The sequence below is a fragment of the Pseudovibrio sp. JE062 genome (genome assembly GCF_000156235.1).
Taxonomy (GTDB): Bacteria; Pseudomonadota; Alphaproteobacteria; order Rhizobiales; family Stappiaceae; genus Pseudovibrio.
Genome location: NZ_DS996813.1, coordinates 39,667 through 66,462, shown reverse-complemented (window position 1 = coordinate 66,462; position 26,796 = coordinate 39,667). Strand labels below are relative to the sequence as shown.

The 26,796-nt window shown below is 52.3% G+C and carries 21 protein-coding genes and 1 pseudogene; 11 read left to right on the top strand and 11 right to left on the bottom strand.

The features are described from left to right. Nucleotides 1–75: 75 nt before the first annotated feature. The 4 genes from PJE062_RS20860 to rpsF form a co-directional block, all read right to left on the bottom strand. A complete protein-coding gene (locus PJE062_RS20860; RefSeq protein ID WP_014285321.1) occupies nucleotides 76–1,563 on the bottom strand; it encodes a replicative DNA helicase in 1,488 nt (495 codons plus the stop codon). Between the two features lie 336 nt (nucleotides 1,564–1,899). Continuing rightward, nucleotides 1,900–2,505 (bottom strand): 50S ribosomal protein L9, encoded by a 606-nt coding sequence (gene rplI, locus PJE062_RS20855; protein ID WP_008551838.1) that lies wholly within the window; start codon nucleotides 2,503–2,505, stop codon nucleotides 1,900–1,902. Nucleotides 2,506–2,655: 150 nt separating this feature from the next. Next, the gene (gene rpsR / locus PJE062_RS20850) at nucleotides 2,656–2,901 is read right to left on the bottom strand and encodes a 30S ribosomal protein S18 (protein WP_008552033.1); all 246 of its coding nucleotides are present in this window, start codon (nucleotides 2,899–2,901) and stop codon (nucleotides 2,656–2,658) included. A gap of 6 nt (nucleotides 2,902–2,907) precedes the next feature. Beyond that, nucleotides 2,908–3,330 (bottom strand): 30S ribosomal protein S6, encoded by a 423-nt coding sequence (gene rpsF / locus PJE062_RS20845; RefSeq protein WP_008551844.1) that lies wholly within the window; start codon nucleotides 3,328–3,330, stop codon nucleotides 2,908–2,910. Nucleotides 3,331–3,844: 514 nt separating this feature from the next. Between rpsF and fabD the strand changes: the two genes are divergently transcribed. The 8 genes from fabD to PJE062_RS20805 all read left to right on the top strand — a co-directional run bounded on the left by fabD (nucleotide 3,845) and on the right by PJE062_RS20805 (nucleotide 12,386). Further along, the gene (gene fabD / locus PJE062_RS20840; protein WP_008551946.1) at nucleotides 3,845–4,798 is read left to right on the top strand and encodes an ACP S-malonyltransferase; all 954 of its coding nucleotides are present in this window, start codon (nucleotides 3,845–3,847) and stop codon (nucleotides 4,796–4,798) included. Nucleotides 4,799–4,913: 115 nt separating this feature from the next. After that, a complete protein-coding gene (fabG, locus tag PJE062_RS20835; RefSeq protein ID WP_008551880.1) occupies nucleotides 4,914–5,651 on the top strand; it encodes a 3-oxoacyl-[acyl-carrier-protein] reductase in 738 nt (245 codons plus the stop codon). Nucleotides 5,652–5,925: 274 nt separating this feature from the next. Continuing rightward, nucleotides 5,926–6,162, top strand: coding sequence for an acyl carrier protein (locus tag PJE062_RS20830; protein WP_008551920.1), 237 nt, complete (start codon nucleotides 5,926–5,928; stop codon nucleotides 6,160–6,162). A gap of 153 nt (nucleotides 6,163–6,315) precedes the next feature. Further along, nucleotides 6,316–7,581, top strand: coding sequence for a beta-ketoacyl-ACP synthase II (gene fabF, locus PJE062_RS20825; protein WP_037037870.1), 1,266 nt, complete (start codon nucleotides 6,316–6,318; stop codon nucleotides 7,579–7,581). Between the two features lie 192 nt (nucleotides 7,582–7,773). Beyond that, on the top strand, nucleotides 7,774–8,949 hold the full coding sequence (gene mltG / locus PJE062_RS20820; RefSeq protein ID WP_008551878.1) for an endolytic transglycosylase MltG: 1,176 nt from the start codon (nucleotides 7,774–7,776) through the stop codon (nucleotides 8,947–8,949). A gap of 220 nt (nucleotides 8,950–9,169) precedes the next feature. Continuing rightward, on the top strand, nucleotides 9,170–10,060 hold the full coding sequence (locus PJE062_RS20815) for a YicC/YloC family endoribonuclease (RefSeq protein ID WP_008551935.1): 891 nt from the start codon (nucleotides 9,170–9,172) through the stop codon (nucleotides 10,058–10,060). A 47-nt stretch (nucleotides 10,061–10,107) separates the two neighbouring features. Beyond that, on the top strand, nucleotides 10,108–10,800 hold the full coding sequence (gene gmk / locus PJE062_RS20810) for a guanylate kinase (RefSeq protein ID WP_008551826.1): 693 nt from the start codon (nucleotides 10,108–10,110) through the stop codon (nucleotides 10,798–10,800). A gap of 206 nt (nucleotides 10,801–11,006) precedes the next feature. Continuing rightward, complete coding sequence (locus PJE062_RS20805) at nucleotides 11,007–12,386, top strand: multicopper oxidase family protein (protein WP_008551939.1); 1,380 nt, start codon at nucleotides 11,007–11,009, stop codon at nucleotides 12,384–12,386. Nucleotides 12,387–12,460: 74 nt separating this feature from the next. Here PJE062_RS20805 and PJE062_RS20800 read toward each other — a convergent pair whose 3' ends face one another. From PJE062_RS20800 to lptF, 7 genes and pseudogenes are all read right to left on the bottom strand, one after another. Then, nucleotides 12,461–14,848: a S8 family peptidase gene (locus tag PJE062_RS20800; RefSeq protein WP_008551775.1), complete on the bottom strand. Its 2,388-nt coding sequence runs from the start codon at nucleotides 14,846–14,848 to the stop codon at nucleotides 12,461–12,463. Between the two features lie 564 nt (nucleotides 14,849–15,412). Beyond that, nucleotides 15,413–16,252, bottom strand: a complete 840-nt coding sequence (gene rsmA, locus PJE062_RS20795) for a 16S rRNA (adenine(1518)-N(6)/adenine(1519)-N(6))-dimethyltransferase RsmA (RefSeq protein WP_008551965.1) — start codon at nucleotides 16,250–16,252, stop codon at nucleotides 15,413–15,415. Next, a pseudogene (gene pdxA / locus PJE062_RS20790) lies at nucleotides 16,252–17,267 on the bottom strand (4-hydroxythreonine-4-phosphate dehydrogenase PdxA). The gene rsmA and the pseudogene pdxA overlap by 1 nt, the downstream one beginning before the upstream one ends. Nucleotides 17,268–17,301: 34 nt before the next feature. Continuing rightward, nucleotides 17,302–18,243, bottom strand: a complete 942-nt coding sequence (locus PJE062_RS20785) for a SurA N-terminal domain-containing protein (RefSeq protein WP_008551993.1) — start codon at nucleotides 18,241–18,243, stop codon at nucleotides 17,302–17,304. A 208-nt stretch (nucleotides 18,244–18,451) separates the two neighbouring features. Continuing rightward, entirely contained in the window at nucleotides 18,452–20,854 is a 2,403-nt protein-coding gene (locus PJE062_RS20780; protein ID WP_008551856.1) for an LPS-assembly protein LptD, read from the bottom strand. Beyond that, nucleotides 20,854–21,945, bottom strand: a complete 1,092-nt coding sequence (lptG, locus tag PJE062_RS20775; protein WP_008551755.1) for an LPS export ABC transporter permease LptG — start codon at nucleotides 21,943–21,945, stop codon at nucleotides 20,854–20,856. Before lptG ends, PJE062_RS20780 begins: the two co-directional genes overlap by 1 nt. Beyond that, nucleotides 21,945–23,138 (bottom strand): LPS export ABC transporter permease LptF, encoded by a 1,194-nt coding sequence (gene lptF / locus PJE062_RS20770; protein ID WP_037037937.1) that lies wholly within the window; start codon nucleotides 23,136–23,138, stop codon nucleotides 21,945–21,947. Before lptF ends, lptG begins: the two co-directional genes overlap by 1 nt. Nucleotides 23,139–23,422: 284 nt before the next feature. Between lptF and PJE062_RS20765 the strand changes: the two genes are divergently transcribed. The 3 genes from PJE062_RS20765 to PJE062_RS20755 all read left to right on the top strand — a co-directional run bounded on the left by PJE062_RS20765 (nucleotide 23,423) and on the right by PJE062_RS20755 (nucleotide 26,772). Continuing rightward, nucleotides 23,423–24,913 (top strand): leucyl aminopeptidase, encoded by a 1,491-nt coding sequence (locus PJE062_RS20765; protein WP_008552014.1) that lies wholly within the window; start codon nucleotides 23,423–23,425, stop codon nucleotides 24,911–24,913. Between the two features lie 720 nt (nucleotides 24,914–25,633). After that, complete coding sequence (locus PJE062_RS20760; protein WP_008551831.1) at nucleotides 25,634–26,083, top strand: DNA polymerase III subunit chi; 450 nt, start codon at nucleotides 25,634–25,636, stop codon at nucleotides 26,081–26,083. Further along, the gene (locus PJE062_RS20755; RefSeq protein ID WP_008551983.1) at nucleotides 26,080–26,772 is read left to right on the top strand and encodes a bifunctional 2-polyprenyl-6-hydroxyphenol methylase/3-demethylubiquinol 3-O-methyltransferase UbiG; all 693 of its coding nucleotides are present in this window, start codon (nucleotides 26,080–26,082) and stop codon (nucleotides 26,770–26,772) included. Before PJE062_RS20760 ends, PJE062_RS20755 begins: the two co-directional genes overlap by 4 nt. The last annotated feature ends 24 nt before the right edge of the window (nucleotides 26,773–26,796 follow it).

Genomic DNA, 26,796 nt, shown 5'->3' with positions numbered 1-26,796 from the left:
AGCAAGACCCGGAGCACTGCACAACTGATGCGCGTAACTCCGGGTCAATCGCTAATTCAGTAGGATGATCCTGCCTTACTCCATAATTCTGTCAGGAATATGGGCGTCATCTGCCAGATCAGAGAAGCGGGTGAACTCACCCTGGAACTGCAGGTCCACAATACCGGTCGGACCGTGACGCTGCTTGGCGATGATCACTTCCGCCTTGCCGCGCAGCTGTTCCATCTTGGCGTTCCACTCTTCGTACTCAGGCGTACCTTCAGGCGGTTCTTTTTTGCCCATATAGTACTCTTCGCGATACACGAACATGATCACGTCCGCATCCTGCTCGATCGAACCGGATTCACGAAGGTCAGACATCTGAGGACGTTTGTCATCACGGTTTTCAACCTGACGGGAGAGCTGGGAGAGGGCGATAATCGGAACATTGAGTTCCTTCGCCAACGCCTTAAGACCCGTGGTGATCTCTGTGATTTCCTGAACGCGGTTGCCCTGGTTCTTGGAAGAACCAGTCAGAAGCTGGATATAGTCCACCACGATCATGTCCAGGCCCTTCTGTCTCTTCAGGCGGCGTGCCTTGGAGACGAGGGAGGCGATGGAGATACCACCGGTCTGGTCCACGTGCAGTGGAACGTGCTGCATGTGCTGAGTCGCAGCCACAAGCTTCTCAAATTCAATCTCGTTGATGTCGCCGCGGCGAATCTTGGAAGAAGAAATTTCGGTCTGCTCGGAGATAATACGAGTCGCCAGCTGTTCGGCGCTCATCTCCAGAGAGAAAAAGCCAACAACGCCGCCATTTACAGTCCGTACAGTGCCGTCAGGCATCTCTTCGGTCTGATAATTCTCGGCAATGTTATAAGCGATGTTTGTAACCAGCGATGTTTTACCCATCGCAGGACGACCAGCCAGTACGATCAAATCTGAAGACTGCAAGCCACCCATGAGCTTGTCCAGATCGCGCAAGCCCGTGGAAACACCGGAAAGCGCACCTTCACGCTGGAATGCAGCTGCCGCCATCTCAATGGTTTCAGTCAGCGCGCTGCCAAAGTCCTGAAAACCGCCGTCAGAACGACCGGTTTCCGCCAGTTCAAACAAACGACGCTCTGCATCATCAATCTGAGAGGAAGGTGGCATATCGATCGGCGCGTCATAAGCGATGTTCACCATGTCTTCGCCAATGGTGATCAGGTTACGGCGAGTCGCCAGATCGTAAATGGTCTTGCCGTAGTCTTCCGCGTTGATCACGGAAGTCGCATCACCTGCAAGACGCAGCAGATACTGAGTTGCAGACAGGTCTGCGATCTTCTCATCTGCCGGGAAAAACGTTTTGAGCGTAATAGGCGAGGCAATCTTGCCAGCCTTAATAAGTGCCCCGCACTTGTCGTAGATATCCTTGTGGGGTGCCAGGAAAAAATGCCGAGCTTCCAGGAACTCCGAGACACGATAATAGGTCTCGTTGTTCACCATGATGGCGCCAAGAAGCTGACGCTCCGCTTCGGCGTTATGTGGGACCACACGCATGGTCTCACTAGCCTTTTCTAATTTTTGGACTGTGCCCTTCATTCCGCCCCTCGTGCCGCTTGGCACCCTGAGTACAGCCATTCGTTGAACAGGAAAAGAGGCTCTGAACACCTTAAGCCCAGTTCTTTAACAAAATTAAATCAGCGGGGAAAATTGCAGGTTGCCAATTGACAGTCGACACTCTCCAAACGCGAGAAAAGCTTAGATTTTTTGTTTAAAATCAGCTGTATTCAGGGATTTTCGCCCCAACTACAATTATTAACAAACTCTTTTTTGAGGAACAGAATCAGAGGAGTTTTTGCCGATTCTGTCAGGTGTAAGGCATCAAAAAAGGCGGAGTCAGAGACCCCGCCTTTTTCATAGAGGAATGAAGAAAAATTATTCTTCAGTTTCTTCTTCTTCGCCTTCACCAGCTTCTTCAGAAGCTGCTTCTTCGCCTTCTTCGAGATCTTCATCTTCATCAAGATCTTCGTCGAATTCAAAAGCGTCGTCGTCCTGTACGGTGAGGTCTTCACCTGCTGCCTGACGTTCAGCTTCGTCTTCAGAACGAGCAACGTTAACAGAGATTTCAACTTCAACTTCAGGGTGAAGAACGATGGATACTTCGTGCAGACCAATGGTCTTGATTGGCGCGCGCAGGGAAACCTGGGAGCGAACAACGGTGAAGCCTGCTTCGGTCAGCTGACCTGCGATGTCGCGGGTAGCAACAGAACCGTAGAGCTGACCGGTTTCGCCAGCAGCGCGGATAACAACGATGCTTTCGCCAGCCAGCTTTGCGCCAACTGCTTCAGCTTCGGTCTTGCGCTCAAGGTTACGAGCTTCCAGCTGGGCGCGTTCGTTTTCGAAACGCTCAAGGTTTGCTTTGTTAGCGCGCAGAGCTTTTGCCTGTGGCAGAAGGTAGTTACGAGCGTAACCGTCTTTAACAGTTACAGTGTCGCCCATCTGGCCAAGTTTAGCCACACGCTCAAGAAGGATAACTTTCATGGAATTTCTCCTTTGCTGTCCTGCGGAAAGAGTGTTCCGCAGTTAGAGAGAGGCGTCGCGATCGCGATCAGTCTCTCAACCGTGATTCCGGCGGGGCCGAAATCATGAAAAAGGTCAGGATGCAAAGCACCCTGACCCAATAATCAAGACTTACTTGATTACGAAAGGCAGCAGGCCGAGGAAACGAGCGCGTTTGATGGCACGAGCCAGCTCACGCTGTTTCTTTGCAGACACTGCGGTAATACGGGAAGGAACGATCTTGCCGCGCTCAGAGATGTAGCGCTGCAGAAGACGGATGTCCTTGTAGTCAATCTTCGGAGCGTTCGCACCGGAGAATGGGCAGGTCTTACGACGACGGAAGAATGGACGACGTCCTGCGGATGAAGATTCAGCCATTTTCAATTACTCCGCTGCAGGTGCTTCAGGGCGACGATCTGGGCGAGGACCACGATCTGGACGTGGGCCACGATCATTACGATCGCCACGACGACGATCATCGCGATCACGCTTCTGCATCATAGCGGACTGTTCTTCGTCCAGCTCTTCTACGCGAATGGTCATGAAGCGAAGGATGTCTTCGTTCAGGCCCTGCTGACGTTCCATCTCAGCAACAGCCGCGTGAGGTGCATCTACGTTCATCAGAATGTAGTGAGCCTTGCGGTTCTTGTTGATGCGGTAGGTCAGGGTGCGCAGACCCCAGGATTCGATCTTGCCGACTTTGCCGCCGTTTTCTTCGAGAACAGTTTTGAACTGCTCAACGAGGGCTTCAACCTGCTGGGTAGAAATGTCCTGGCGTGCCAGGAACACGTGCTCATAGAGCGCCATGTGATTGCCTTTCTGAGTTTAACAATCCCGGTATCGGCGCAAAGCCCCTTCGAATGGCCCTCAGAAAAAGGCCGCAAGAAGATGTTTCACAAGAGCGGAGACACGGGAAGCCGGAAATCCTTCGATTCCTACAGTCCTTATAAGGGCTGCCTTCCTTTAAGCCTCCGGCCAAATACCGGAAACGAGAGGGGCTTTATAGCCAATCCCCTGTAAAAGACAAGTCCTGTCGGGGAAAAATGCCTTTTTTCCAGATGCAGCCTTGACATTGCGCTTGCAAGACGGCTCATGTCGCCCCGATGAATACGCAGGCAACCAAGGTTTCCCCTAGGTTTCTTGAAGGTGCAGGCAGCTGACCTATAGGGCATCTGGACTGCTACTTATTTTGGCGGCGGTCATAATTTGCACGTATTTGCTGAATTTATAGCCGCCCCATCTTGGAATACAAAGTGGGACACCCACATTTGAGGCGATTGGCCCACATTGACGCAATAAAGTGCGACGGAGCTATTTATAAATGACTATTGCATTTACATTTCCCGGACAGGGTAGCCAGACGGTTGGAATGGGTAAGGAACTTGCCGACACGTTCCCGGAAGCGCGCGCTGTATTTGAGGAAGTTGATGCAGCTCTCGGTCAGTCTCTGACCAAGATCATGTGGGAAGGTCCGGCAGACGAGCTGACCCTCACTGCAAACACCCAGCCAGCTCTGATGGCTGTCAGCCTCGCCACCATGCGTGTGCTTGAGGCAAAAGGTGTTGACCTGTCCAAAGCTGCAAGCTTCGTTGCTGGTCACTCTCTTGGTGAATACTCTGCACTGGCAGCAGCTGGCTCCCTGAGCATTGCTGACGCTGCCCGCCTGCTGCGCATCCGCGGCGATGCAATGCAGAAGGCAGTTCCAGTAGGTGAGGGCGCAATGGCAGCTCTCCTTGGTCTGGACTTCGATCAGGCCATGGAAGTGGCGCAGGAAGCTGCGCAAGGCGAGGTCTGTCAGGCAGCTAACGACAACGCGACCGGTCAGGTTGTTGTGTCCGGCCATAAGGCAGCTGTAGAGCGCGCCTGTGAAATCGCAAAGGGCAAAGGCGCACGCCGCGCTGTTCTTCTTCCTGTATCCGCACCATTCCATTGTTCCCTGATGCAGCCTGCAGCAGACGCAATGGCAAAGGCGCTGGCTGAAGTAGAAATCAAAGCACCGGCAGTTCCACTCGTTGCAAACGTTCTGGCTGCTCCAATCACCGATCCGGAAGAAATCCGCACCCGTCTGGTTGAGCAGGTCACAGGTACCGTGCGCTGGCGCGAATCTGTAAGCTGGATGGCAGACAACGGTGTGACCACTCTTGTTGAGATCGGCACCGGCAAAGTGCTGACCGGCATGGTGCGCCGCATCGTGAAGTCTCTGGAAGGTGTTGCAGTCAACACAGCAGAAGACATTGATGCACTCGTTGCGCGTCTTGAAGGCGCTGAGAGCTAATACACAGATTTTGAAGGCTCATAGGCGCCGCATTTTGCCGCGCGTGTAGACGGAACCCATAGTTCCTCCCTATGAGCTTTCTTTAAACGGATTTAAAGCCGAGGAGACCAACGGCATGTTCAATTTAGAAGGTAAAAGCGCACTTGTAACCGGCGCGACCGGTGGCATTGGTGAAGCGATTGCACGCGCACTTCACGCGCAGGGCGCAACCGTGACCCTGTCCGGTACCCGCGAAGCAAAGCTGGAAGCGCTGGCATCTGATCTGGGCGATCGCGTTCACATCAAGGCAGCGAACCTGTCTGATCGTGAGAGCGTAGACGCGCTTGTCCCAGCTGCAGAAGAAATGATGGGCGGCCTCGACATCCTCGTGAACAACGCAGGCATCACCCGCGACAACATCTTCATGCGCATGAAGGACGAAGAGTGGGATCAGGTTCTTGAAGTGAACCTTTCCGCTACTTTCCGCATCTGCCGCGCAGCAATCAAAGGCATGATGAAGCGACGTCAGGGCCGCATTATCGGTATCACTTCTGTTGTTGGCGTCACCGGCAACGCAGGTCAGGTGAACTACTCCGCAGCAAAAGCTGGCATGATCGGCATGTCCAAGTCTTTGGCGCAGGAAGTGGCTTCCCGTAAGATCACCGTAAACACAATTGCTCCAGGTTTCATCTCTACTGCGATGACCGACGAGCTGAACGAAAAGCAGCGCGAATCGATCCTGGGCAACGTTCCAGCGGGTCGTTTGGGCACTGCTGATGAAATCGCAGGTGCAGCTGTTTATCTCGCAAGTGATGAAGCAGCGTACGTTACCGGTCAGACACTGCACGTGAATGGCGGTATGGCGATGATTTAACGAAGAAATACGCAGCCGGTCCGTCCCTTGTACAAATGGGGCAATCACTACTGGCGGCTGGTAAACCAGTGCTAATTGTGCTAGGAACCCGCCGATTAGAAGTGACCTCTTGGAAAGAGGAACGGAAAAGCTGCGGTTTTCTTTGGAAGCGGCTTAACATATAGGCCGTTGCGTCTTTTCAAAAGAACCAGAGTGTGCAACACGGGTGCCGAGTGAAATAAGGCCCCGCGAAGCGGACCGAAACACTACCTTGAAAACCAATTGAGGACTTAAAATGAGCAATGTTGCAGAACAGGTAAAGAAGATCGTTGTCGAGCACCTCGGCGTAGAGGCTGACAAGGTCGTCGAATCTGCAAGCTTCATCGACGATCTGGGCGCAGACAGCCTGGACACTGTTGAACTGGTAATGGCTTTCGAAGAAGCATTCGGTGTTGAAATTCCAGACGATGCTGCTGAAACCATTCAGTCTGTTGGCGATGCTGTAAAGTTCATCGAATCCAAGCAGGGCTAATCCTGTTTAAAAAGCTAGGCACGCGGTGGGTCATTAGCGCTCGCCGCGCCTGTTTTCTTTTAAGCTGCATGCCCGTCGCAGCGAGAGACACTTTGTCCTCCAAAAAGCGACAGATGAGGCTGGCAGCGCCATTCTAATTAAAGTGCAGGAAATATGCGTCGAGTCGTTATCACAGGCATTGGCATGGTCAGCCCGCTTGGCAACGGGGCTGAAGTTTCATGGCAGCGGATTCTTGAAGGCAAAAGCGGTGCAGGTCGCATCGAAAACTTCGAGACCGAAGATCTTCAAACCAAGATTGCTTGTCAGGTCCCGCGCGGTGATGGCACCGATGGCACATTCAATCCAGATGACTACATGGCTCCGAAAGAGCAGCGCAAGGTAGACCCATTCATCGTCTACGCGATTGCAGCTGCCGATCAAGCCATTGAAGATGCAGACTGGAAGCCTGAAACCGAAGAAGACAAGTGCCGCACTGGTACGCTCATCGGTTCTGGTATTGGCGGCCTTCAGGGGATCGCTGACACAGCTCTTATGATGGAACAAAAAGGCCCGCGCCGCGTAAGCCCGTTCTTTATCCCAGGTCGTCTGATCAACCTGGCAAGCGGCTACGTTTCCATCAAACACGGCCTTAAAGGTCCAAACCACTCTGTTGTAACAGCTTGCTCCACCGGTGCTCACGCAATCGGTGATGCTGCACGCCTTGTTGCACTTGGTGACGCGGATGTCATGGTTGCAGGTGGTGCAGAAGGCACTGTTTGCCGCATCGGCATCGCAGGCTTCAACGCCTGTAAAGCTCTGTCCACCGGCTACAACGATGAGCCTGAAAAAGGTTCCCGTCCATACGACAAAGACCGTGACGGCTTTGTGATGGGTGAGGGCGCAGGTATCGTTGTTCTGGAAGAATACGAGCACGCAAAAGCACGTGGTGCGAAAATCTACGCTGAAGTTGTTGGCTACGGTCTGTCCGGCGATGCATACCACATCACCGCACCAGCATCCGATGGTGACGGCGGCTACCGCTGCATGGAAGCTGCACTGAAGCGTGCTGGCATCTCTCTCGGTGATGTTGATTACGTCAACGCACACGGCACCTCCACCCCACTGGGTGATGAGATTGAGCTGGGTGCTGTTGAGCGTCTTGCAGGTGAAGACGCTGGTTCTCTGACCATGTCTTCCACCAAATCTGCAATCGGTCACCTCTTGGGTGCAGCTGGTGCAGTGGAAGCGATCTTCACCGCTTTGGCGATCCGTGATCAGATTGCTCCACCAACCATCAACCTTGATAATCCATCAGTTGAAACTAAGATCGACTTGGTCCCTAATAAAGCCAAGAAGATGGAGATTAACTACGCTCTGTCTAACTCATTTGGCTTTGGCGGCACAAACGCGTCTCTGGTTCTCAAAAAAGTCGAAGCATAAATCGCTTTTTTGATAATGGAAAAAAGGGCCAGACTCCGTACGGCGGAATCTGGCCTTTTATATTGCGGCTCCCGAATGGGTTAGGCTCTGTAATGAGTATTTAAAGTGTATCGCCGAAAACAGGGCATGTTCTCGGTTTTAGGTACGCTAATGATGGAGCGCTTGTTTTGCGCTCCCATATAGAGGGTTAATATGGCTCAATCGCCTGAAGACAACTCAAATGGGCCTCAGGATCAGTCTGATCTTCATATTCAGCCGGGTGGTCCGTCTGCACCGCGCAGTCCAAGTCGCGCCATTCAGCCGGAAGCTGCGCCACCACCTCCACCGCGCTCACGTCACGCGCGCAATCCTATCGTCATCACCATCAACTTCCTGCTCTCCATGGCAGTCCTTGGCATCATCGTTGCCGGTGCTGCGCTGTATTGGGGCAAGGGCGAGTTTGATGCCGCTGGTCCGCTGACAGAAGAAAAACTCTTCATTGTCGCGAGCGGAATGAGCCTGCCGCAGATTGCTGGCAAGCTGGAAGACGAAGGCGTCATCACCAATTCTCTCGTGTTTGAAGCGGGCACACGCCTGTTCAAGAACGAAAACAAGATCAAGGCAGGAGAATACGCATTCCCGGCAGGGATCTCCATGAAGACTGTCATGGAAGACCTTGTTGGTGGCCGTGCTGTGTACCATTCCGTGACTTTCCCGGAAGGCTGGAGCAGCGCTCAGATCATCAATCGCCTGAATGCCAACAAGATCCTGACCGGCGAAATCTCTGCAATCCCTGCAGAAGGCTCTTTGCTGCCGGAAACCTACACCTTCACACGTGGCACCACGAAGGCGCGTATCATCGAGCAGATGGAAAAGTCCATGGATGAGCACATCGCCCGCATCTGGGAGAAGCGCTCTCAGGGTCTGCCAATCGATACACCGGAAGAACTCGTGATCCTCGCGTCCATCGTGGAGAAAGAAACCTCCAAGGTGGATGAGCACCCACGCGTTGCGTCTGTCTTCGTCAACCGTTTGCGCAAAGGCATGCCGCTGCAGTCCGACCCGACAATCCTTTATGGCTTGTTTGGTGGTGACGCATGGACAAAGGACCGCTCTGCGATCACCCGTTCCATGCTGAAGGAAAAGAACCCGTACAACACCTATCAGATCAAGGCACTGCCTCCGGGACCAATTGGTAACCCGAGCGTGGCTGCTCTGGAGGCGGTTGCAAACCCGGCCCGTACGAAGGATCTTTACTTCGTTGCTGACGGAACTGGCGGCCACGCATTCGCTGAAACCTACAAACAACATCAGCGCAATGTCGCCAACTGGCGCAAGGTCGAAAAAGAGATCCGCGCAAAGCAGGCCGCAGAAAAGAAAAACAACTGATCTGCACGCGTTGCAGGACGAAAATAAGAAAAGCCTGCCCAGGAATGACACCGGGCAGGCTTTTTGCTAGAGCGTATCGCTAAGCAATTTATGGATACGCGTTAGGGCAAGCACGACATAGCTCATGGGAATCTTCAGTCTGATGAGTATGCTTTGCTCCGACACAGATTGATTATGAGCATCACCAAAACGGGTCATGCTCGCAAAAGGAGTTTCAGGGATGGCACTGGCTAGCATGACCGGCTTTGCCCGCGTGGAAAGCAGCTATGAAGAGACACGGTGGGTGTGGGAGCTTCGTTCCGTCAACGGCAAAGGGTTTGATGCACGCCTGCGTCTGCCTCAGGGGCTGGATGGCGTTGAAGCAGAAGTTCGCAAACGCCTTGCTGTCAAACTGAAGCGCGGTAACGTCTCTGTAGGCCTGCAAATGCAGCGCTCCCAGTCCGACACCGCTCTGGTCGTCAATGAAGAAGCTTTGGAACAAGTGCTCAAAGCCATCTCCATCCTGCGTGATCGCCTCCCGGATGCACCGGAACCAACCCTCGACGGTATCCTTGGTTACAAGGGCGTTCTGGAGTTTGAAGAGGCGGAAGAAAGCGAAGAAGAGAAAAACGCTCAGATCGCAGCGCTCCTGTCTTCCTTCGATGAGGCTCTGAATGAACTGGTGGATATGCGCCGCAGTGAAGGTAGTGCCATTGCAACGCTGCTGAAGGGCCAGATTGACACCATCGACGCGCTCACCAAGCAAGCTGAAACTCTGCCATCCCGCAGCCCGGAAGCTATCCGCGCCCGCCTTGAGGCGCAGGTTCAGGAACTGATTGAGGCAAGCAGCCAGCTGGACCCGCAGCGGCTCCATCAGGAAGCAGCGATCCTTGCCACGAAGGCAGACATCCGCGAAGAGCTGGACCGCCTCTACGCCCACGTAGAAGCTGTTGGCGAACTGCTCGTTAAGGGTGGTGCAATCGGACGTCGCCTCGACTTCCTGGCACAGGAATTTAACCGCGAAGCAAATACCCTCTGCTCAAAATCCAACAGTGTGGAACTGACCGCAATTGGACTGGAGCTGAAGACCGTGATCGATCAGCTCCGCGAGCAGACACAGAACATCGAATAAGACGCAGACGCTGTAAACGCAGATAAGCAAAAGAAGACAATCTGGAAATGACCTCAGAAAACGCAAGCGGAACAACCGTATCAGCTCAAGACATCGAAGATGTGCGCCGAGGCTTCATGCTGGTGCTGGCAGCACCATCTGGTGCAGGCAAGGGCACCATCGCAAACCGCCTGCTGGCTGATGATGACAAGCTGGCTCTATCCGTGTCTGCAACCACCCGTCAGCGCCGCGCCGCTGAAGAACACGGCGTTCACTACTACTTCCTCGAGACCGACGAGTTCGAGCGCAAGATCAAAGCCAATGAACTGCTTGAGTGGGCCAAGGTGCACGACAACTACTACGGCACCCCACGTGAGCCAGTGGATGCCAGCCTGAATGCGGGCAAGGACATCCTGTTCGATATCGATATCGCAGGCGTTCGCCAGCTGCAGGATCAGGCTGGAGAAGACGTGGTCGCAATCTTCGTGCTGCCGCCATCCATTGCTGAAATGCACGCACGCCTGTCTGGCCGTGGTGATGACGACGATGCTGCCATCAAGCGCCGTATGAAGACCGCTATTGATGAAGTCTCTGGCTGGCAGGAGTTTGATTACATCATCGTCAATGATGATCTGGATAAGGCCGTTGAAACTGTTCAGGCAATCATCACCACAGAACGCCTGAAACGCATTCGCTTGCCAAAACTTTCCGGTAAAATGGAAGGCATGATTGCCGATCTGAAGACTGCCACAGCGGAATAATTAGACAAGGAAACTGCAAAATCCTGTAAATTCAGAGCGTTGACGCAGTTTCGTGATTCAAACTATTAGCGACTTGAATCAATTTGTGAGCCAGATACAAGCAGGGCGTCATTTGCAGGAAGCAGATGCCCTGTAAACAGCAGCCGTCGTGAATAGCCATTGACCAGCCAAGTACAGAGACGGGCTGAACTTGAGGACAAAGAGCAATGATCACACGACGTCAGGCGCTGAAAGGCGCCTTGTTTGGCGGTGCTGCCGTGGCCGGTGGCTTGGCGGGAGCGTCCAGTCTCTGGGCTGTTCCCAAACGCCATGACATGATTGCCCGCAACATCGACCATCAGTTGATGAAGGATGCGCCTGCCACAAAGCGCATGTTCACCTTCGGCGATGCTATGCCGCCAACCCTGCGTGTTAAACAGGGTCAACCGTTCCACAGCCGTCTCATCAATAAGCTGGAAGAACCAACCACCATCCATTGGCACGGCATGCGCCTGCCTAACGATATGGATGGCGTTGCCTTCCTGACCCAACACTACGTCTATACCGACGATCACTTCGATTATCGCTTTACGCCGCATGATGCAGGAACCTTCTGGTATCACCCGCACTGCAACTCTCTGGAACAGCTCTCCTACGGCATGACCGGTCTGATGATCGTGGAAGAAGACGAAGATCTGGGCTTTGATCACGACATCCCGGTGAACCTGCGCGATTTCCGCCTTGGCAGTGACGGCCAGTTCGTCAAACTGTTCCAGCCCCGCAAATCCGCGCGGGCAGGGACATTCGGCACCCTGCGTACCTCCAACTGGCAATCTGCCCCTGTGATGGACGTAAAAGCCGGCTCTCTGGTCCGCCTGCGCCTGTGCGTGACCGACGTGACCCGCATCTACAAGCTGTCCTTCCCAAAAGGCACGGACGCCAAAGTCATCGCCATGGATGGCAACCCCGTAGAACCATTCGCAGTCAACAAGCTTGCACTTGGACCGGGCCAGCGCGCTGACATCGCAATGCGCATTCCTGATGGGGAAGGCGAGCAGATTGAGCTCACCAACTACTCCTCATCCTCACCGTGGTCTGTCCTGTCTCTGCGCGCCATTGGTCAGTCCCTGAACCGCGATCTGCGCGAGATCAAGCCACTGCCAGCCAACCCGATCCCTCAGCCGGATCTGAAGAACGCCGAGTACATCCCGCTGGAATTCTCAGCCACAGCCGAGAAACGCCCCGCCAACCCAATCTGTGGAAGTCTTGGCTTCTCATTCTGGGCCGTGAATAAAAGAGCATGGCAAGGTGCTGAACGTGGGCCGCTGGACCCGGTGGACGTGCTGAAGCGCGATAAGTCCTACGTGTTCGAGTTCATCAACCGCACGCCGCACACGCACCCGATCCACATCCACGGCATGACCTTCCAGCTCCTCAAGAGCAACAAACGCCAACTCGCTCCCTGGTGGACCGACACCGCACTCGTACTCCCCGACGAACGCGTCCAGGTCGCCGTGCGCCCCGACTACGAAGGCGACTGGCTCATGCACTGCCACATCATCGAACACCAGGAAAGCGGCATGACCACCTTCATGCGCGTGGAATAAACCATCGCTGCAGACCCAATCAAAAAAGCCCTGAGACTGTCTGCAGTCTCAGGGCTTTTTTGTTGTTGGGCACTTTAAAACCGATGCTTAAATGCCATGAGTGCAGAAGCGCCAAGCTCACCACGAGTATGTCCGTCATTGACAGAAACTGCGCCACCTAAGCCCAGCACCGTATCTTCCATAAAGTTGATATCGTAACGAAGGCCGAAATCGATCTGTCGTGCACTAGGGACAAGTTCAATTTCGTGTTCAACATATGAGATAGTACCGTCTGCTGCGCGCCCGTAAGGAAGGCGAATAGTCCCGTTTCCTTGTTCTATGCGCAACGGTTGCCGAAGTGAGAAGGTGAGGAGATCTTTGTCGGAGAAGAGCCCTTCAATCTTTATGCCTGCACTGAACGCGCTGTGTAAGGCGGGATCGAGTGACTCGATGTATCCCGCATCTCCTGAGAGCGTCAAACCAAACTCAGCATTTGCAAAGAATGACAGGCCGGGTTGATATGTCCACTCACCTGCAAATGACAAAGCTGAACTGGCTGCTGAAAGGGCTTCATCCCTCTGACTTTCCGCCGTTAAACCCAACGCTGTTCCTGTCTCCCCATTGACGGCAAACCCAAACACTCCGGTTAGATTCGGAAGGACTGTTTTTGCCATAGAGAGGCCAAAGCCAGCAGAGGCGATACCGTCGCTCGTGCGTTCGACATAGGTCAGAGCGCCGACACCACTTCCATCTGTCTTACTCACTGTCGCAAAGGCCATAGTGCCGGGACCGGCCGCAATTATAGAAGAATCACCTGAAAATAGTCCGTCTCCAGATTGAATGAATCCTAGTTCTTTACCAATTTCTGACGTGCTGCCGGAGACGAACTGGAAACCACCAGTATCTGAAGACAGCCCACTTCCCATGAAGGAGTAGGATGGCGTGCTTTGTGCAGAGGTCTTGTTGTTGGACCGGAATGTCTCAAGTCGGATTTCAACATTCTGCGAGCGTGATCCAACAAGTGCACCTGCATCAACGGCAAAGTTTGCGCCAAGGGAATCGTAAATCGCCATCGTTTTTCCCTGGAGCGCTTTTGTTATGGCGTCACCATGGGCAGTACCAGCAGTGATGCTTACCTCTGAAAGGGGAACGACGCCATCATAAGCATTGTCAGAAAGAGGCGCGCCTACATTACCAATGGGCATTAAGGCTGCTCTCAGATCGAGAAAACCATGACCAAATTCCTCGTTGTAGGCGTGGGTCACTCCATTTCCGAAGTCGACACTTCCAGTTGCCGTAAAGAAGCTGTTATCTGCTGATGCGAACAATCTGTTCAACAGGTCTTTGGCAGGTAAAGTCGGGAAGGCTTCTGCAAGTAGAGCAATTGAGCCTGACACTTGCGGTGCAGAAAATGAGGTCCCGGTTGCTTCGCTATAAGAAGAGTCAGAGGATGAGGTGCCTCCGCGAGTAGTTCCGTTCGTTGTCAGGCAGTATTCCGCAGTTTCAAGGCAGCCGGCGGATACGCGATGTACTTTGGAGATGTTTCCATTAGAGTCGTACTCGGGTAGTCCATTGACAGCAACGGCCCATCCTCCTTTCAACTCAGGAAAGATTTCAGGTAATGCGGCAGTTAAAGATGAACTAGTGTCATTTTCATCATTGGATTGAGCGAAAACTACAATGCCTTGGCTGGTGAACTGGCTAAGAGCTGCTCGATAATTCTTCCATGCTAGAGCGCTTTGACCGGAGTTGTTTGCAAGAAGAGTTTCTGGTGCAACGCCAGGATTTTGGTTTGCTATCGAATAATAGTATGAAAGCGTAATCGACGCCCCATTTGCGAACTCGTAACCCCAGGAATTGTTTTGAACAATTGCTCCTTTGTTGAAGGCATCGTTAGTCGTTGCTGCAAGGTGTTGTACGCCAGAACTGGAAGGGCTTCCACCTTCTAAGGTGCTTAGGTGAAGGTCTGCTCCAGCTGCGACCCCCATGACGCCCGATCCATCCTCTTCACCCGCTGCAATGGTCGCCACGAAGGTTCCATGGTCTTGCGCTGTGTTCTTTCCGTAAAGAGTAACGTTTTTATTCTTCAGATCCTTGTGAGAAAGAAGAAAGCCCGTATCAAGAACAGCAATTGTCTCACCCTTGCCAGTCAATCCAACTGAGCGAGCATATTGCAGGTTGATATCTGCAAATGCGTTACTTTTTATCGTGTACCCAAGCCCACTCACAGCAGAGCTGATTGTGATTTTTTGAACCGTAAACTCATTCGTCTTGGAAATGAGGTTAGCTGTCGTCGTATCGAATGAAGTTGTACAAGATGAGGCAAAGGCGTCAGAGTTTCCTGAAGTGCCGTTGCATGATTGTGTCTGGATGACTGGAGCACTTGAACTGCTGTTCTGCCCAGAGCCTCCACCCCCACCATTGCACCCAGACAAGCCAAATAATAGGATCGAAATGCCAGCCCAATATACGGAAACCTTCATCAGAACCCCAACTTGATTAGCTTCAGTTGCTCTCATCTCGCAGGGTTAGGAAGCGTTCCAAAACTGTCAATTAGTGAGTTGGATTGAAGGTGTTTGATGTGTAGTTTGAAATAATGTTTATTTCACTGGCGTTTAGATCCGTCTGTACAATGCAGTAATCAGTACGAACTCTTTTGCTTGATGCAGCAAATTTACTTTTGAGCTACTTTTGCAACTTACATGCCGCGCTACAGCTTCGTTGAGGTGTTTAAGAGTTGAGTGTTGCCTTGTTGCACGTAATATCCTCTCCACATGCATTGGCAAATGTGTGTTCGATGCTCTTGTAAGCTGCAACCTTCGAGACGAACGGGCAATGAGTACAGGTACTCAAACCCGTGCGTCTGATTCCAATAAAATGTGGGTCTCAGATTGCGTATACGTCATCTACATCATCTAACACTTGGGAAGTGGCCTGACCGCCTTCATGCGCGTGGAATAAACCATCGCGGCAGACCTAACAAAAAAGCCCTGAGACCGAATGCAGTCTCAGGGCTTTTCTTTTGTCTCTATGAGCGCGTGAACGATCTAATCTTTATCAAACGCATGAGCCAAAGCAACGAAGCCGGTTACGTCGATTTCCTCGGCACGGGCAGTTGGTTTCAGGCCTGCAGCCTCAATGCGAGCTTCTGCATTCGGTTTAAGGCCTTTTAAGCTGGCTCTGAGCATCTTGCGGCGTTGACCAAAGGCATGGGCGGTCACGCGCTCCAATGCTTTCAGTGGGCAATCCAGAGGCTTTTCGCGTGGGTGCAGCTGCACAACTGCTGAAGTCACTTTCGGCGGAGGCGTAAAGGCTTTCGGGTTTAGATCAAACAAAATATCCGTATGACACCGCCAGTTGGCAAGAACGCCAAGACGTCCGTAAGCTTTGTCTCCGGTCTCAGCTACAATGCGCTGGCCAACTTCCTTTTGGAACATCAGCGTCAAAGAGCTCCAGAATGGAGGCCATTCTTCCGTTGTCAGCCATCCCAGAAGCAGCTGGGTGCCAACATTGTAAGGAAGGTTCGCAATGATCTTGATAGGACCATCCGCAAGCTCTGCTGGATTGTACTTGAGCGCATCACCCTCAATTACTTCCAGTTTGCCGTTATAGTGCTCTGAAATCTGAGCAAGGGCAGGCAGACAGCGAGTATCCTTCTCAATCGCAATAACCTTCTTCGCACCTGCTGCCAGAAGTGCCCGGGTGAGGCCACCAGGGCCAGGGCCAACTTCCACGACGGTACAGTCACTCAGGTCTCCGGCACTGCGGGCAATGCGCGAAGTCAGATTAAGGTCGAGAAGGAAGTTCTGACCAAGAGATTTGCGGGCGTCGAGCCCATGCTCTGCTATCACCTCGCGCAGAGGCGGCAGATCATCAATTTGTGCCATTAAACAAACTCAGGTTGTGCGAGGGCTGCTGCAAGACGCAGAGAAGCCATCAAACTGTTTGGAGAGGCCTTATCAGTGCCTGCAATGGAAAATGCCGTCCCGTGATCTGGTGATGTACGCACATAGGGGAGGCCAAGCGTCACATTCACAGCTTCATCAAAGGCAAGAGTTTTACAGGGATAAGCGCCTGATCATGATACATGGCCACAGCCACATCATAGGTGTCCAGCGCTTCACTATGGAACATAGTATCAGCAGGCAACGGACCGCGTGCATCAATACCTTCGCTGCGCAGCTGGGCTATGGCCGGAGAAATCGTCTCAATCTCTTCCGTACCCATAGAGCCGCCTTCGCCTGCGTGTGGATTTAGACCTGCGATCGCAATACGTGGTGAGGTAATGCCAAATCGTTCAACCATGTCTTTGTTGATGGCGCGGCATCGATCCACGATCAGTTCCTTTGTCACCAGCTTGGGGACTTCAACGAAGGGAACATGAATGGTCAGCGGCACGGCCATTAACTCGGGACCGGCGAGCAGCATGATTGGCTCAACATCCTTGTCCCAATAGGTCTTCGCCAGATCGCCAAGAAACTCTGTGTGTCCAGGATGGTGAAAGCCACCATCATAAAGGATCTTCTTGGAAATCGGGTTTGTGACAACCGCAGATGCGCGTCCTTCTTTCACGTGACGAACTGCAGTTTCAATGGATTCGATCACCAGCGCGGCATTCGTGCCGGAAGGAGCTCCAGGGGTAACTTGAACTGGACCGGAGAGAGGAACCACAGGAAGGGCTTCATCAAAGCAGTCACAAGCAGCTTCTGGCTCAACAACCTTGATCGGAATTTTGAAACCGAGATGCTTCGCGCGGGCTTTCAAAAGCTCAGGATCGCATAAAACGTAAAATGGCTGAACATCTCGTTCAAAGCGCATTTTCCAGGTTTTCAGCGTAATATCAGGGCCAATACCTGCAGGCTCGCCCATTGTCAGGGCGAGCGCCAATTTCACTCTGCGCATGATTTAAAAACATCTCCTGCTGCTGATCAGGTGATCAGCGCTGCTCGATTACAGCATTGGAGCGCAGGTCACGAAGGTAACGGCGAGAAAGCTGTTGCCCTTTTTTATTCCGCAACTCGCCCTCAATTGTGCTTCGCGCAGTCGCATCACTGTTGATTGTCTCTTTACCACAAAGAGCAATCATCTCAAATCCGGAGTCTACTGGGGTAGGCGCTGTGACGCGGCCAATGGAGATTTCGTTGAGCTTCTTTACAAAGGCTGGTGGCAGATCAGTTTCAAGGCGCTTGCCAATTGGACGAACAACAACTTCGTTCAAACCCGATGCCAAGCGTGTACCTTCTTCACATGAAGTAAATCGAGCCCGGAGCTTCTTCATCTCTGAGACACGCTTATTCTTAAATGTCTTGCTAGAGTTTTTGGGAATAACAAAGATGATGCGCTGTAGGTCATACTCGACGCTAGTCGCTCCACTGTCATCTTTATTTTCTCTCCCCTGAAGGGCTGCAATGACATCAGACTCATTGATCCGAACCGTTGCGCGGAAACGCTGCATTACCACTTCAGACCAAGAAATTTCGGCACGCAAACGACTTTTCAAGGTGCGTGGATTAACACCACTCTGAGAGAGTGCCTGTTTGAACTGAGACGGCGACATCTTTACACGCTGAGCAATCGTCGCAAACGCATCATCAACTTTGCTGTCGGAGATGGAAACACCAACACGTTTTGCTTCTGCAAGCTTCAGAGCTTCGTCAATCAGCTCATCTTTGGCTTTTCGTTTTGCGATGCTGGAAGGAGCTCGAGTGGTCAGGGAAATCAGCTTGGAGCGTTGTTGAAGTTCATAGCTCGTAATCGGGCGGCCATTAACAACAGCAACAATTTTACTTGCAGCTTCCGCAGAAGTCAGCATTGGACCAACCGGAGCCAGTATGCTGGCAGCCACAAAAAGCGAAGCACAGAAGCGAGTAAGTTTCATTTTGTTAAGCTCTCCGTCCCAAAGGCATATGCCCTCTCTAGACGCTCCCTAGATAGCACTGATGCATATTTGGCACAGCTTGACTCAAATTAGAAGGGTGCAGCCCGGAAAAATTTATTCAAACTAATAATAGCAAATGAAGGCGACAATCTGTCATTCCTCTGGCTATTTCTTGTGTACAGCCAGAGGTTTAAGCTCAAATACCTACTCAATCATTCGGGGATGAGTCAGAGGTGGAGGTTGAGAGGCTGGTATCGCCAATGGTTCTCAGGCCGAATCGGAAGAAGAATATCCGCTCAACCGGCTCACCATTGTTCCGGCTTCTGTCTTCGCCATAGGAGATGGAGGCAGAGAAGCCTTCATCGTCATAACCAAGACCAACCGTATCCTGAACGATATTCTCGTTGATCATGTCATAACGAATCGATCCGAAAATGCGCCAATTTTCCTCAAGAGTCAGGTTTAACGCCCCAACAAGCTCTGAACGCTGTTGGTCAATACCTGCATCGGGGCGCTCTGCCAGATAGGCATAAGACAGAACCGTGGAGGCTGGACCATAACGACCACTTGCACTCACTTCAGCACGTTCGACGCCAAAATCATGCTCGCTAAAGCGCGCATTACCGCCTAAGCGGAAGCCGGTATTGGTATCGAAATAAAGGCTGGTGACATAGTCAGACCCAACGGTCTGAAGACCAGAGTCACCCGTTGCGTCAAGAATACCTGGCACAGCGTAAGAGTTGCGGCCTGCCAGCTGGAAGGAGCGACCGAATAAACCGCTGATGAACGAGCCTTTGTCGAACTGAAGCTTGTATTGCAGGCCGAGGTTTGCGCGAGTACCACCCTCGTTACGGTCAAAACCTGAGAACTTGTCCCATTCGAACAGAGTCGAAGCATCAAACACAATGGATTGCGCATCTTCGTTCGGAAGTTCACCAATTGCAGCTTCATTCGGGCGGACGATCAACTGTGCAATCGGCTCAATAACCTGATTACCGCCGTTAAACGTCGCAAGGAATGGGTATCGATATTCTAGACCCACTGCTGGCATGCCACGGAAGACAACGGACTCATCCGAAAGAGCTGTCACATTGTCATCAGCATTTGCAAGGAAATACAGATTAGTTTTCGCATAGGCAAATGGTGTGAATACTTGCCCAATTGGATCAATCAGTGTGCGCTGCCAAGTCAGATTTGCACTCACGCGCGTAAAAGTGCCTTCAACACCACGAAAACGATTCTGTCCATTAACTGAAAAAGCGTCTGTGGTCTGACGTGTCAGACTAGTCAGATTACCGTCATAGTTCAGTTGCCCGCCGAAAATGGATTTCTCAAAATAAATTGAGTTATCGATAACAGGATGAACAAACGGTTGTTTCTCCTGAAGATCAGCATTTACCGCAGAGAATGGGGCACTCGGATTTGTCGGCTGAGTTGGACTCGGATTATCTTCCTGCGCAATTTGGAAAGCGTATGCATTTGCGTCGAAAAGATTGCGCTTAGTCTCACCTTTTAAATAGAGCTGTGAAACTTCTTGAGCGCTGCCGAACTTAGCGAAACCATAGTCTTCACGGAAGGCCCGATCTGTTGCATAGGTGACATCCCAACCGGCACCCCAACGCTTACTGAGATCAAAGCTACCATTCGAATTGACAATAAATCGCCCTCTAACGTCACCGCTGGAACCACTGAATGCATTAGGATCTGCTTGAGAAATTCCGCCCAATGATACGTTGTAGGAGCCGGTTTCAAGTTTCTGACGCCAATCCAACTGTCCCAACACACCTTGTTGCGTTAGTGGGGTCAGGGTGACTGTTAAGTCATATGTAGGTGAAAGCGACCAGTAGTAAGGAATAACTGCACCAAACCCAAGTCGGTTCTTCGTCACAAAACGCGGCAGCAAGAAACCTGACTTACGCCCAACAGATGGATCTGCAATTGAGAAGTATGGGATCTTTGCAATCGTATTACCAAACAGCTCAATAGATGCACCTTCAAAATAGATGCGCTGTTTTTGCTGGTTGTGAATGATCGTCGTGGACTTGATCCGCCATAAAGGAGGTTTTGGCGCCTTCTTATAAACGGAGTAGGTGCCGTTTCTTAAGGTGGTGACATTATCGCCTGAGCGTTCAGCGCTCTCGGCCTCAAAATGCGTAAACTGAGGTGTGTCGATCTGAAGGGCGTTCACGAAGCCTTCTGAAAAGTCATCACTCAGCGTCAAATTATCGGCGAGAATAAGGTTCCCGTCCGGCTCAGTCATCTGCACATTGCCATGAGCTGAAAACTTACCATCCTTACGATTGTAAGTCACACGGTCTGCGAGCAATGTGTAGTTATCGAAATAGATCTCAACACTGCCGGATGCGATAATGACGTCGTTGTCAAAATCGTAGCGAAGCTCTTTGGCTTCAAGCAGCATTGGTTGAGAAGTATCAATTGACTGAGTGGCAGTCTGTGAAAGGTCAATCTGCGCAACAGCAGGCGCGCTGAGAACCATAAGGCCAGCGCCGCACAGCAGAGCAAGTGCAGAGACAGTGCGAAGATAGTCTGGCGATACGCAGCCAGCTCCAACTCGCTTGATTTTCTGTGTCAGGATCAAGGTCGAACCCATCAACCGTCCTCCTGATTCAACAGAATTGTAAAACCCATAAGAACCCCAAATACGCCAGGTGCCCATGCCGCAACCGCTGTGGGAACGATTCCGGCACCGCCCAGATCCTTGGAGATTTCGGAAACGGCATAAAGCACGAAACCGGCAATGATGCCCCAAATGATCAAGCGGCCAATCCCCCCAAAACGCGATACACGCAGCGAAACAGCAGCAGCAATGACAATCATTGCCACAAGTAACAGGGGTTTGGCTAGAAGAGTCTGATATTGTAAAGAATACCTATACGCAGGTAGTCCAGCCCTTTGGGATAACTCAATAAAGCGGGGAAGACTCCAAAAGCTAATAGATTCCGGCGAACCTATGCTCTCTTTGACCTCTGTAGGGGTCAAAAATGTGCTGACACTATAGTTATCATAATGTTGTGGATCAGTGTCCAGAGCATAGACGACAGCGTCAGTTAAGCGCCACATGCCCTCTGCAAGCACTGCGCGGCGGGCTTCGATTCTCTCTGAAAACTCGCCCTGACGATCAAAGGAGAAGATCGTCACACCGTTCAAAGTCGCGCCTTGCCCGCCAATATGCCGGGCATGCAGAACCGATTCACCGTCAGTTCCATTCTGGCGTAGCCACACCTCGCCAGAACCTTCCAGCAGGTAAGTTTGCTCTACGCTGAACAGACCTTCAGCCACCTCATCAGATTTCTGTTGCAGATAAACGGCGCCGGGATTGTACCCAATAACCGAAGCAATACCGATGAACAGGCCAGTGAGTAGAGCAGGGGCTGTAAACTGCCAAACGGAAATGCCAGCAGCGCGCGCAACAACCAGCTCGAGGCTTCTGCTTAAGGTCACAAAAGCCCAGATTGAGCCAAACAGCACTGCAAATGGGATCACCTGTTCCAGCAGCAACGGCACGCGCAGTGCGGAAATCGCTGCAATGCGCAGCAGCGAAAAGCCTTCACGATCACCGCCGCGACGCACCAGTTCCAGTACGTCAAAGAGCAGGATTAGCACAGCTGCAAACAGGAACAGGGCCAGAATCGACTTCAGGAACCGTTTGGATATGTAAAGACTAAGCGTTCTTCCGGTCATTACAGTCCTGCTGTCCCTTGGTTTTTACGGCCTACCAGTTTGGAGAACACACGCCCAACTCCATTCACGAGGGTGTATATCCAATCGACCAGACGCTGAACAAACCAAGGTCTTCTGTTCAGGCTAATGGACCACGCAGCAAGCGCAATTGCGATTATTGGGATTGCATAGAGCAACGGGAACATATCTGGAGCCGAACTCACGATGAGCGTTGCGCCGAAACCTGCTGTTCTCAGCAGTGTCGCAACCGCGATTGTTGTAGTTATTGCAAGGCCTTGGTCTTGTCTTGTGGTCTTGGGTGAACCAAGGAAAGCATAGATGATCAGACCAAAGGCAATGGGGTAAAGGGGGACACTCAAACGGTCGTGGAATTCCACAATTAGCTTGTCCCAATGCTTTGCAGCGTAAGAATCATCGGGGCTTGCGCTCAACAAGTCGAAGGTTGGACGCTCACTTGCCTTGAATGTTGGCTCTCGTGCCTCGGGAATCATGGAGGACAGATCGAAGCCATAACTCTCAAAGCTCACGATGGACATATCCTGCCCACCTTTGGGGCGGCGCTGGATCGTTCCATCAAGCATCACAAGCAGCGTTTTGTCTGCCGCTTCAATAATGCGCCCGGTTTCAGCTGTATAAGTAAAGGAGGTTTCCGGATCTCTTGCGTCATCTAGCAAGAGCCCTTCAAGCACACCATCACCACTTCTGTTGCGAATATGGAAGGTTAGGTTCTCTTCAATGGGAATGAACCGCCCCGGCTTGATGATGTTGGCCACAAGGTCAACGCGCACCCGCGTCAGCTCACTGCGCAGTTCTGCTAATCCTGTCGGGGACAGATAGATCGACAGAAAGTACATCAGTGCTGTGACGCAGAGGGAGAACGTCATAATAGGGCGCAGAACCAGCCACTTGGAAGCGCCGGATGCGTTGATGACAATAAGTTCACTGTCACGGGACATGCTGTTCAGCACGATTATAAACGCCAGCATCATTGCGAAAGGGGCAACGATCAGGATGAGGAAAGGCAGGGCCAGAGCGGTGATGTAACCGAACTGAAGCAGAGTCTGACCTTTCGACGTCACCAGATCCAGCTGGCGCAGTGCTTGAGTGGACCAGACAACGCCGGTCATGGCCGCCAATGTTACGATGAAGGCGGTAAAGCTGCGTCTGATGATGTAGCGTTCGATAGTTTTCATTGTGCCGTGCACCAGAACCTTTTCTTGTTCGTTATGGGAGAGGCCAAGCCACAAATTGATTCAAGACCACTCAATAGCACGGAATGCGGCAGAAAGTCGGTTCACTGGATCTTTTAATGAATAAACTCGCAAGTTTCTTCACATAGCCTTGAAACGGGACCATTATCGCGCCATGTTCTGCCATGAATTTTACGAGTAGCTGGACCACGCGTCCGCCTGTGGTCGCTAGCATAATCTGCTAGAAATTGCCTGCCATAGGTCATTCCGAGGAAAGAAACTACATAATGACGCAATTCACATCCATCAAGATCGCGCAGTATTCTGATGCAACCGCAGCCGTTCAGGTCGTCTTTGCAGGTGAAGAACTCAGCTTTGCAGCAGAAGCTGAGGGTGTGATGGGCGCCGCTGGAAAAACTGTTGAGCGCGCTGCAAAAACCGCTGATTTCACCGGTAAGAAATCCGGCATCATGCATCTGCTCGCTCCGGAAGGCATGAATGCGGACCGTCTGATCGTTGCTGGCCTTGGCAAAGCGGATGAGCTGAAAGAACAGGACTGGATCAATCTCGGTGGCGAAGTTGCTGGCAAACTGCTCGCACTCAAGGCAGAAGCTGCTGAGATTACATTCCCTGCAGCAGCGACAGCGCAGCAGGCAGCAGATTTTGCGCAGGGCGCATATCTGCGTGGTTACAAGTTCGACACCTACCGCACTGTTAAAAAAGAAGCAGACGGCGACAAAGCTTGCGAAATTACATTGAAAGTACAGGACGCAGCAGCTGTTGAGCCTCTCTGGGCAGAAGCGGAAGCAGTTGCTGAAGGCACCTTGCTTGCACGTACCCTCGTTGATGAGCCTGCAAACACTCTCGGTCCTGTTGAGTTCGCTGCAAAAGCACAGCAGCTTTCCGATCTTGGCGTTGACGTTGAGATCCTCGACGAAGCGAAAATGCAGGAACTGGGCATGAATGCTCTGCTGGCCGTTGGTCAGGGGTCTGTGCGTCCATCCCGTCTGGCTGTCATGAAATGGAATGGCGGTAAAGAAGGCGAAGCACCAGTTGCATTCGTCGGTAAAGGCGTTGTGTTTGATACCGGTGGTATCTCCCTGAAGCCAGGCGCCGGCATGGAAGACATGAAGGGCGACATGGGCGGCGCAGCTGCTGTGATCGGTCTCATGAAGGCGCTGGCAGGCCGTAAGGCACCAGTCAACGCTATCTGTGTGCTGGGTCTGGTCGAAAACATGCCAGACGGCAATGCAATCCGTCCAGGCGACATTGTGAAAACCATGTCTGGCCAGACCGTCGAAATCCTGAACACCGACGCAGAAGGCCGTCTGGTTCTTGGGGATGCGCTTTGGTACACGCAGGACCGCTTCGCTCCGAAGTTCATGATTGACCTCGCGACCCTGACCGGCGCGTGCATGGTTGCACTTGGCGGTCACCGCGCAGGTGTGTTCTCCGCAGATGATGAACTGGCAGCGCAGATCTGTGATGCAGGTGAAACCACCGCAGAGAAAATGTGGCGCCTGCCACTGGGTGATGAGTACGACAAGATGATCGACACCCCAAATGCAGACATGCGCAACACCGGTGGCGCACGCTGGGGTGGCGCAAGCACCGCAGCTGTTTACCTGCAGCGTCACACCAACGAGACCAAATGGGCACACATCGATATCGCTGGCACCGCAATGGGCTCCAAGAAAAACGCGATCTCTCAGGGCTGGGCATCCGGTTTCGGCGTGCGCGCTCTGAACCGCATGATCAAAGATCATTACGAAGGCTAAGCCTTGTTGAAGGCATAAGAATGCCTGCATTGATCTAATCCAAGAAAGGGCCGGTCACACTAAGTGTGGCTGGCCCTTTTTGTTGCCTTGGCGCAGGCAGGATACGAAGCCCTGAAGCGGCACAAAAAAAGCCCCGCTTCAAACAGAAGCAGGGCTCCAAACTGATGAAAAGAGATTAACGCGTTAAACGCTATTTTCTAAGAAAATTGTTGTTTTTGAAAGAGGTAGCTGGCTACCCAGTCAATCAGCAGGTCTGGTAATGAGCACAGGAACTGGTGGTTGCTGGAAGCATCGCACCCACTGCAGCAGTTACGCCAACAAGACCGGATACAAGAGCAAAGAACAATACAATACGCGCTGCCATTTGGACGTTTCCTAAATATACAATGCCTGCGGACCCACAACACCACAGAGATGAGAGCATTTCACCCTCCATAATTTGGTGTCGGTTTCACTAAGCTTAACACCACACCGAAATTCCCCAGGAATGCGGTGAAGTCCAGCCCTTTAAAGCGTCTGGGCGGGGTTTATCAACGATTCCTATGAATATCCCGATCTAATTGGGATCATTCACGACAATTTTTAGATTAAAATGTGGTCAAGTGAGAAACACTGCGATTTGGGGTTTACATATTCCATGCGCAGCCTGAGGAAGCATGCGTCGCAAGGTGCATCGGGCTGCAGGAAAGTGAGCCTGCCAGATAAACGGGAAACCAGAATATGAGTGAAGTGCTGTTCTACCAGCTCTCTAAATTTCCGCTGGAACGGGCTTTGCCCACTCTTCTTGAAAAGTGCCTGGAAAGAGATTGGGTCGTCACAGTTCAGTTCGGAACAGAAGAACGGTGCGACGCCATTGATTCTTATCTCTGGACTTATTCTGACGATGGCTTCCTGCCACACGGCACCAAAAAGGAAGGGCATCCGGAATTCCAGCCCATCTACCTGACAACAGAAAGCGACAACCCGAACGAGGCAATCGTGCGCTTTCTGGTAGACCGCGCGCCTCTACCGGATCCAGCCCAGTACCAGCGCGTCGTGTACATGTTTGACGGCAACGATCAGGAAGCGCTGCAGGAAGCCCGCCAGCGCTGGCTGGAGGTCAAGAACAGTGACCACGAACTCACTTATTGGGCGCAGACCGACAACGGCGGGTGGGATCGAAAAGCATGAGCACGGACGTACTTGACCATCGCAAGCAGCTCCGCGCCCGTCTGGACACTCTGGAAGGCGCAAATGGGGGCGGCTGGGAAAACCGGAAAAACTGGTTTGAGCAGGTCTACACCACAGCTCAGGGTGACACCAACGAGATCCCGTGGGCTGAGCTGAAGCCAAAAGCACCGCTGGTGGAATGGCTGGAGACCAACAAGGGGGAAGGGCGCACCGCACTGGATGTGGGCTGCGGACTGGGCGACAACGCCAACGCGCTCCATGAAGCTGGCTGGAACGCATCTGCATTTGATGTCGCTCCAACAGCCATCGAATGGGCAAAGAAGCGTTTCCCATCTGGTGAGATTGAGTTCCGCTGTGCTGACCTGTTCAACCCACCAGCAGATTGGGTTGGCAAGTTTGATCTGGTCTACGAATGCTTCACTCTGCAAGCCATTGGCATTGAGATGCGCGACAACGTCGTTGCCCCCCTCAAAAGTCTCGTTGCTCCAGGCGGCACGCTTATCATTCTGGGCCGCTATTACGACGGCAACGGCGAACGCTCTGGCCCACCCTGGCCGCTGACTGATGAAGAGATCGCAGAGTACTACGGCGACGACTTCAAAGAGACCGCCAGAAAAACCTTCGTCCAACACAAAGACGACGGTCGCAAAATCCCCCACATCTGGCTGGAACTAACGCGCGATATTTAAAGCTGGAACTAGGGCAATGGTGAC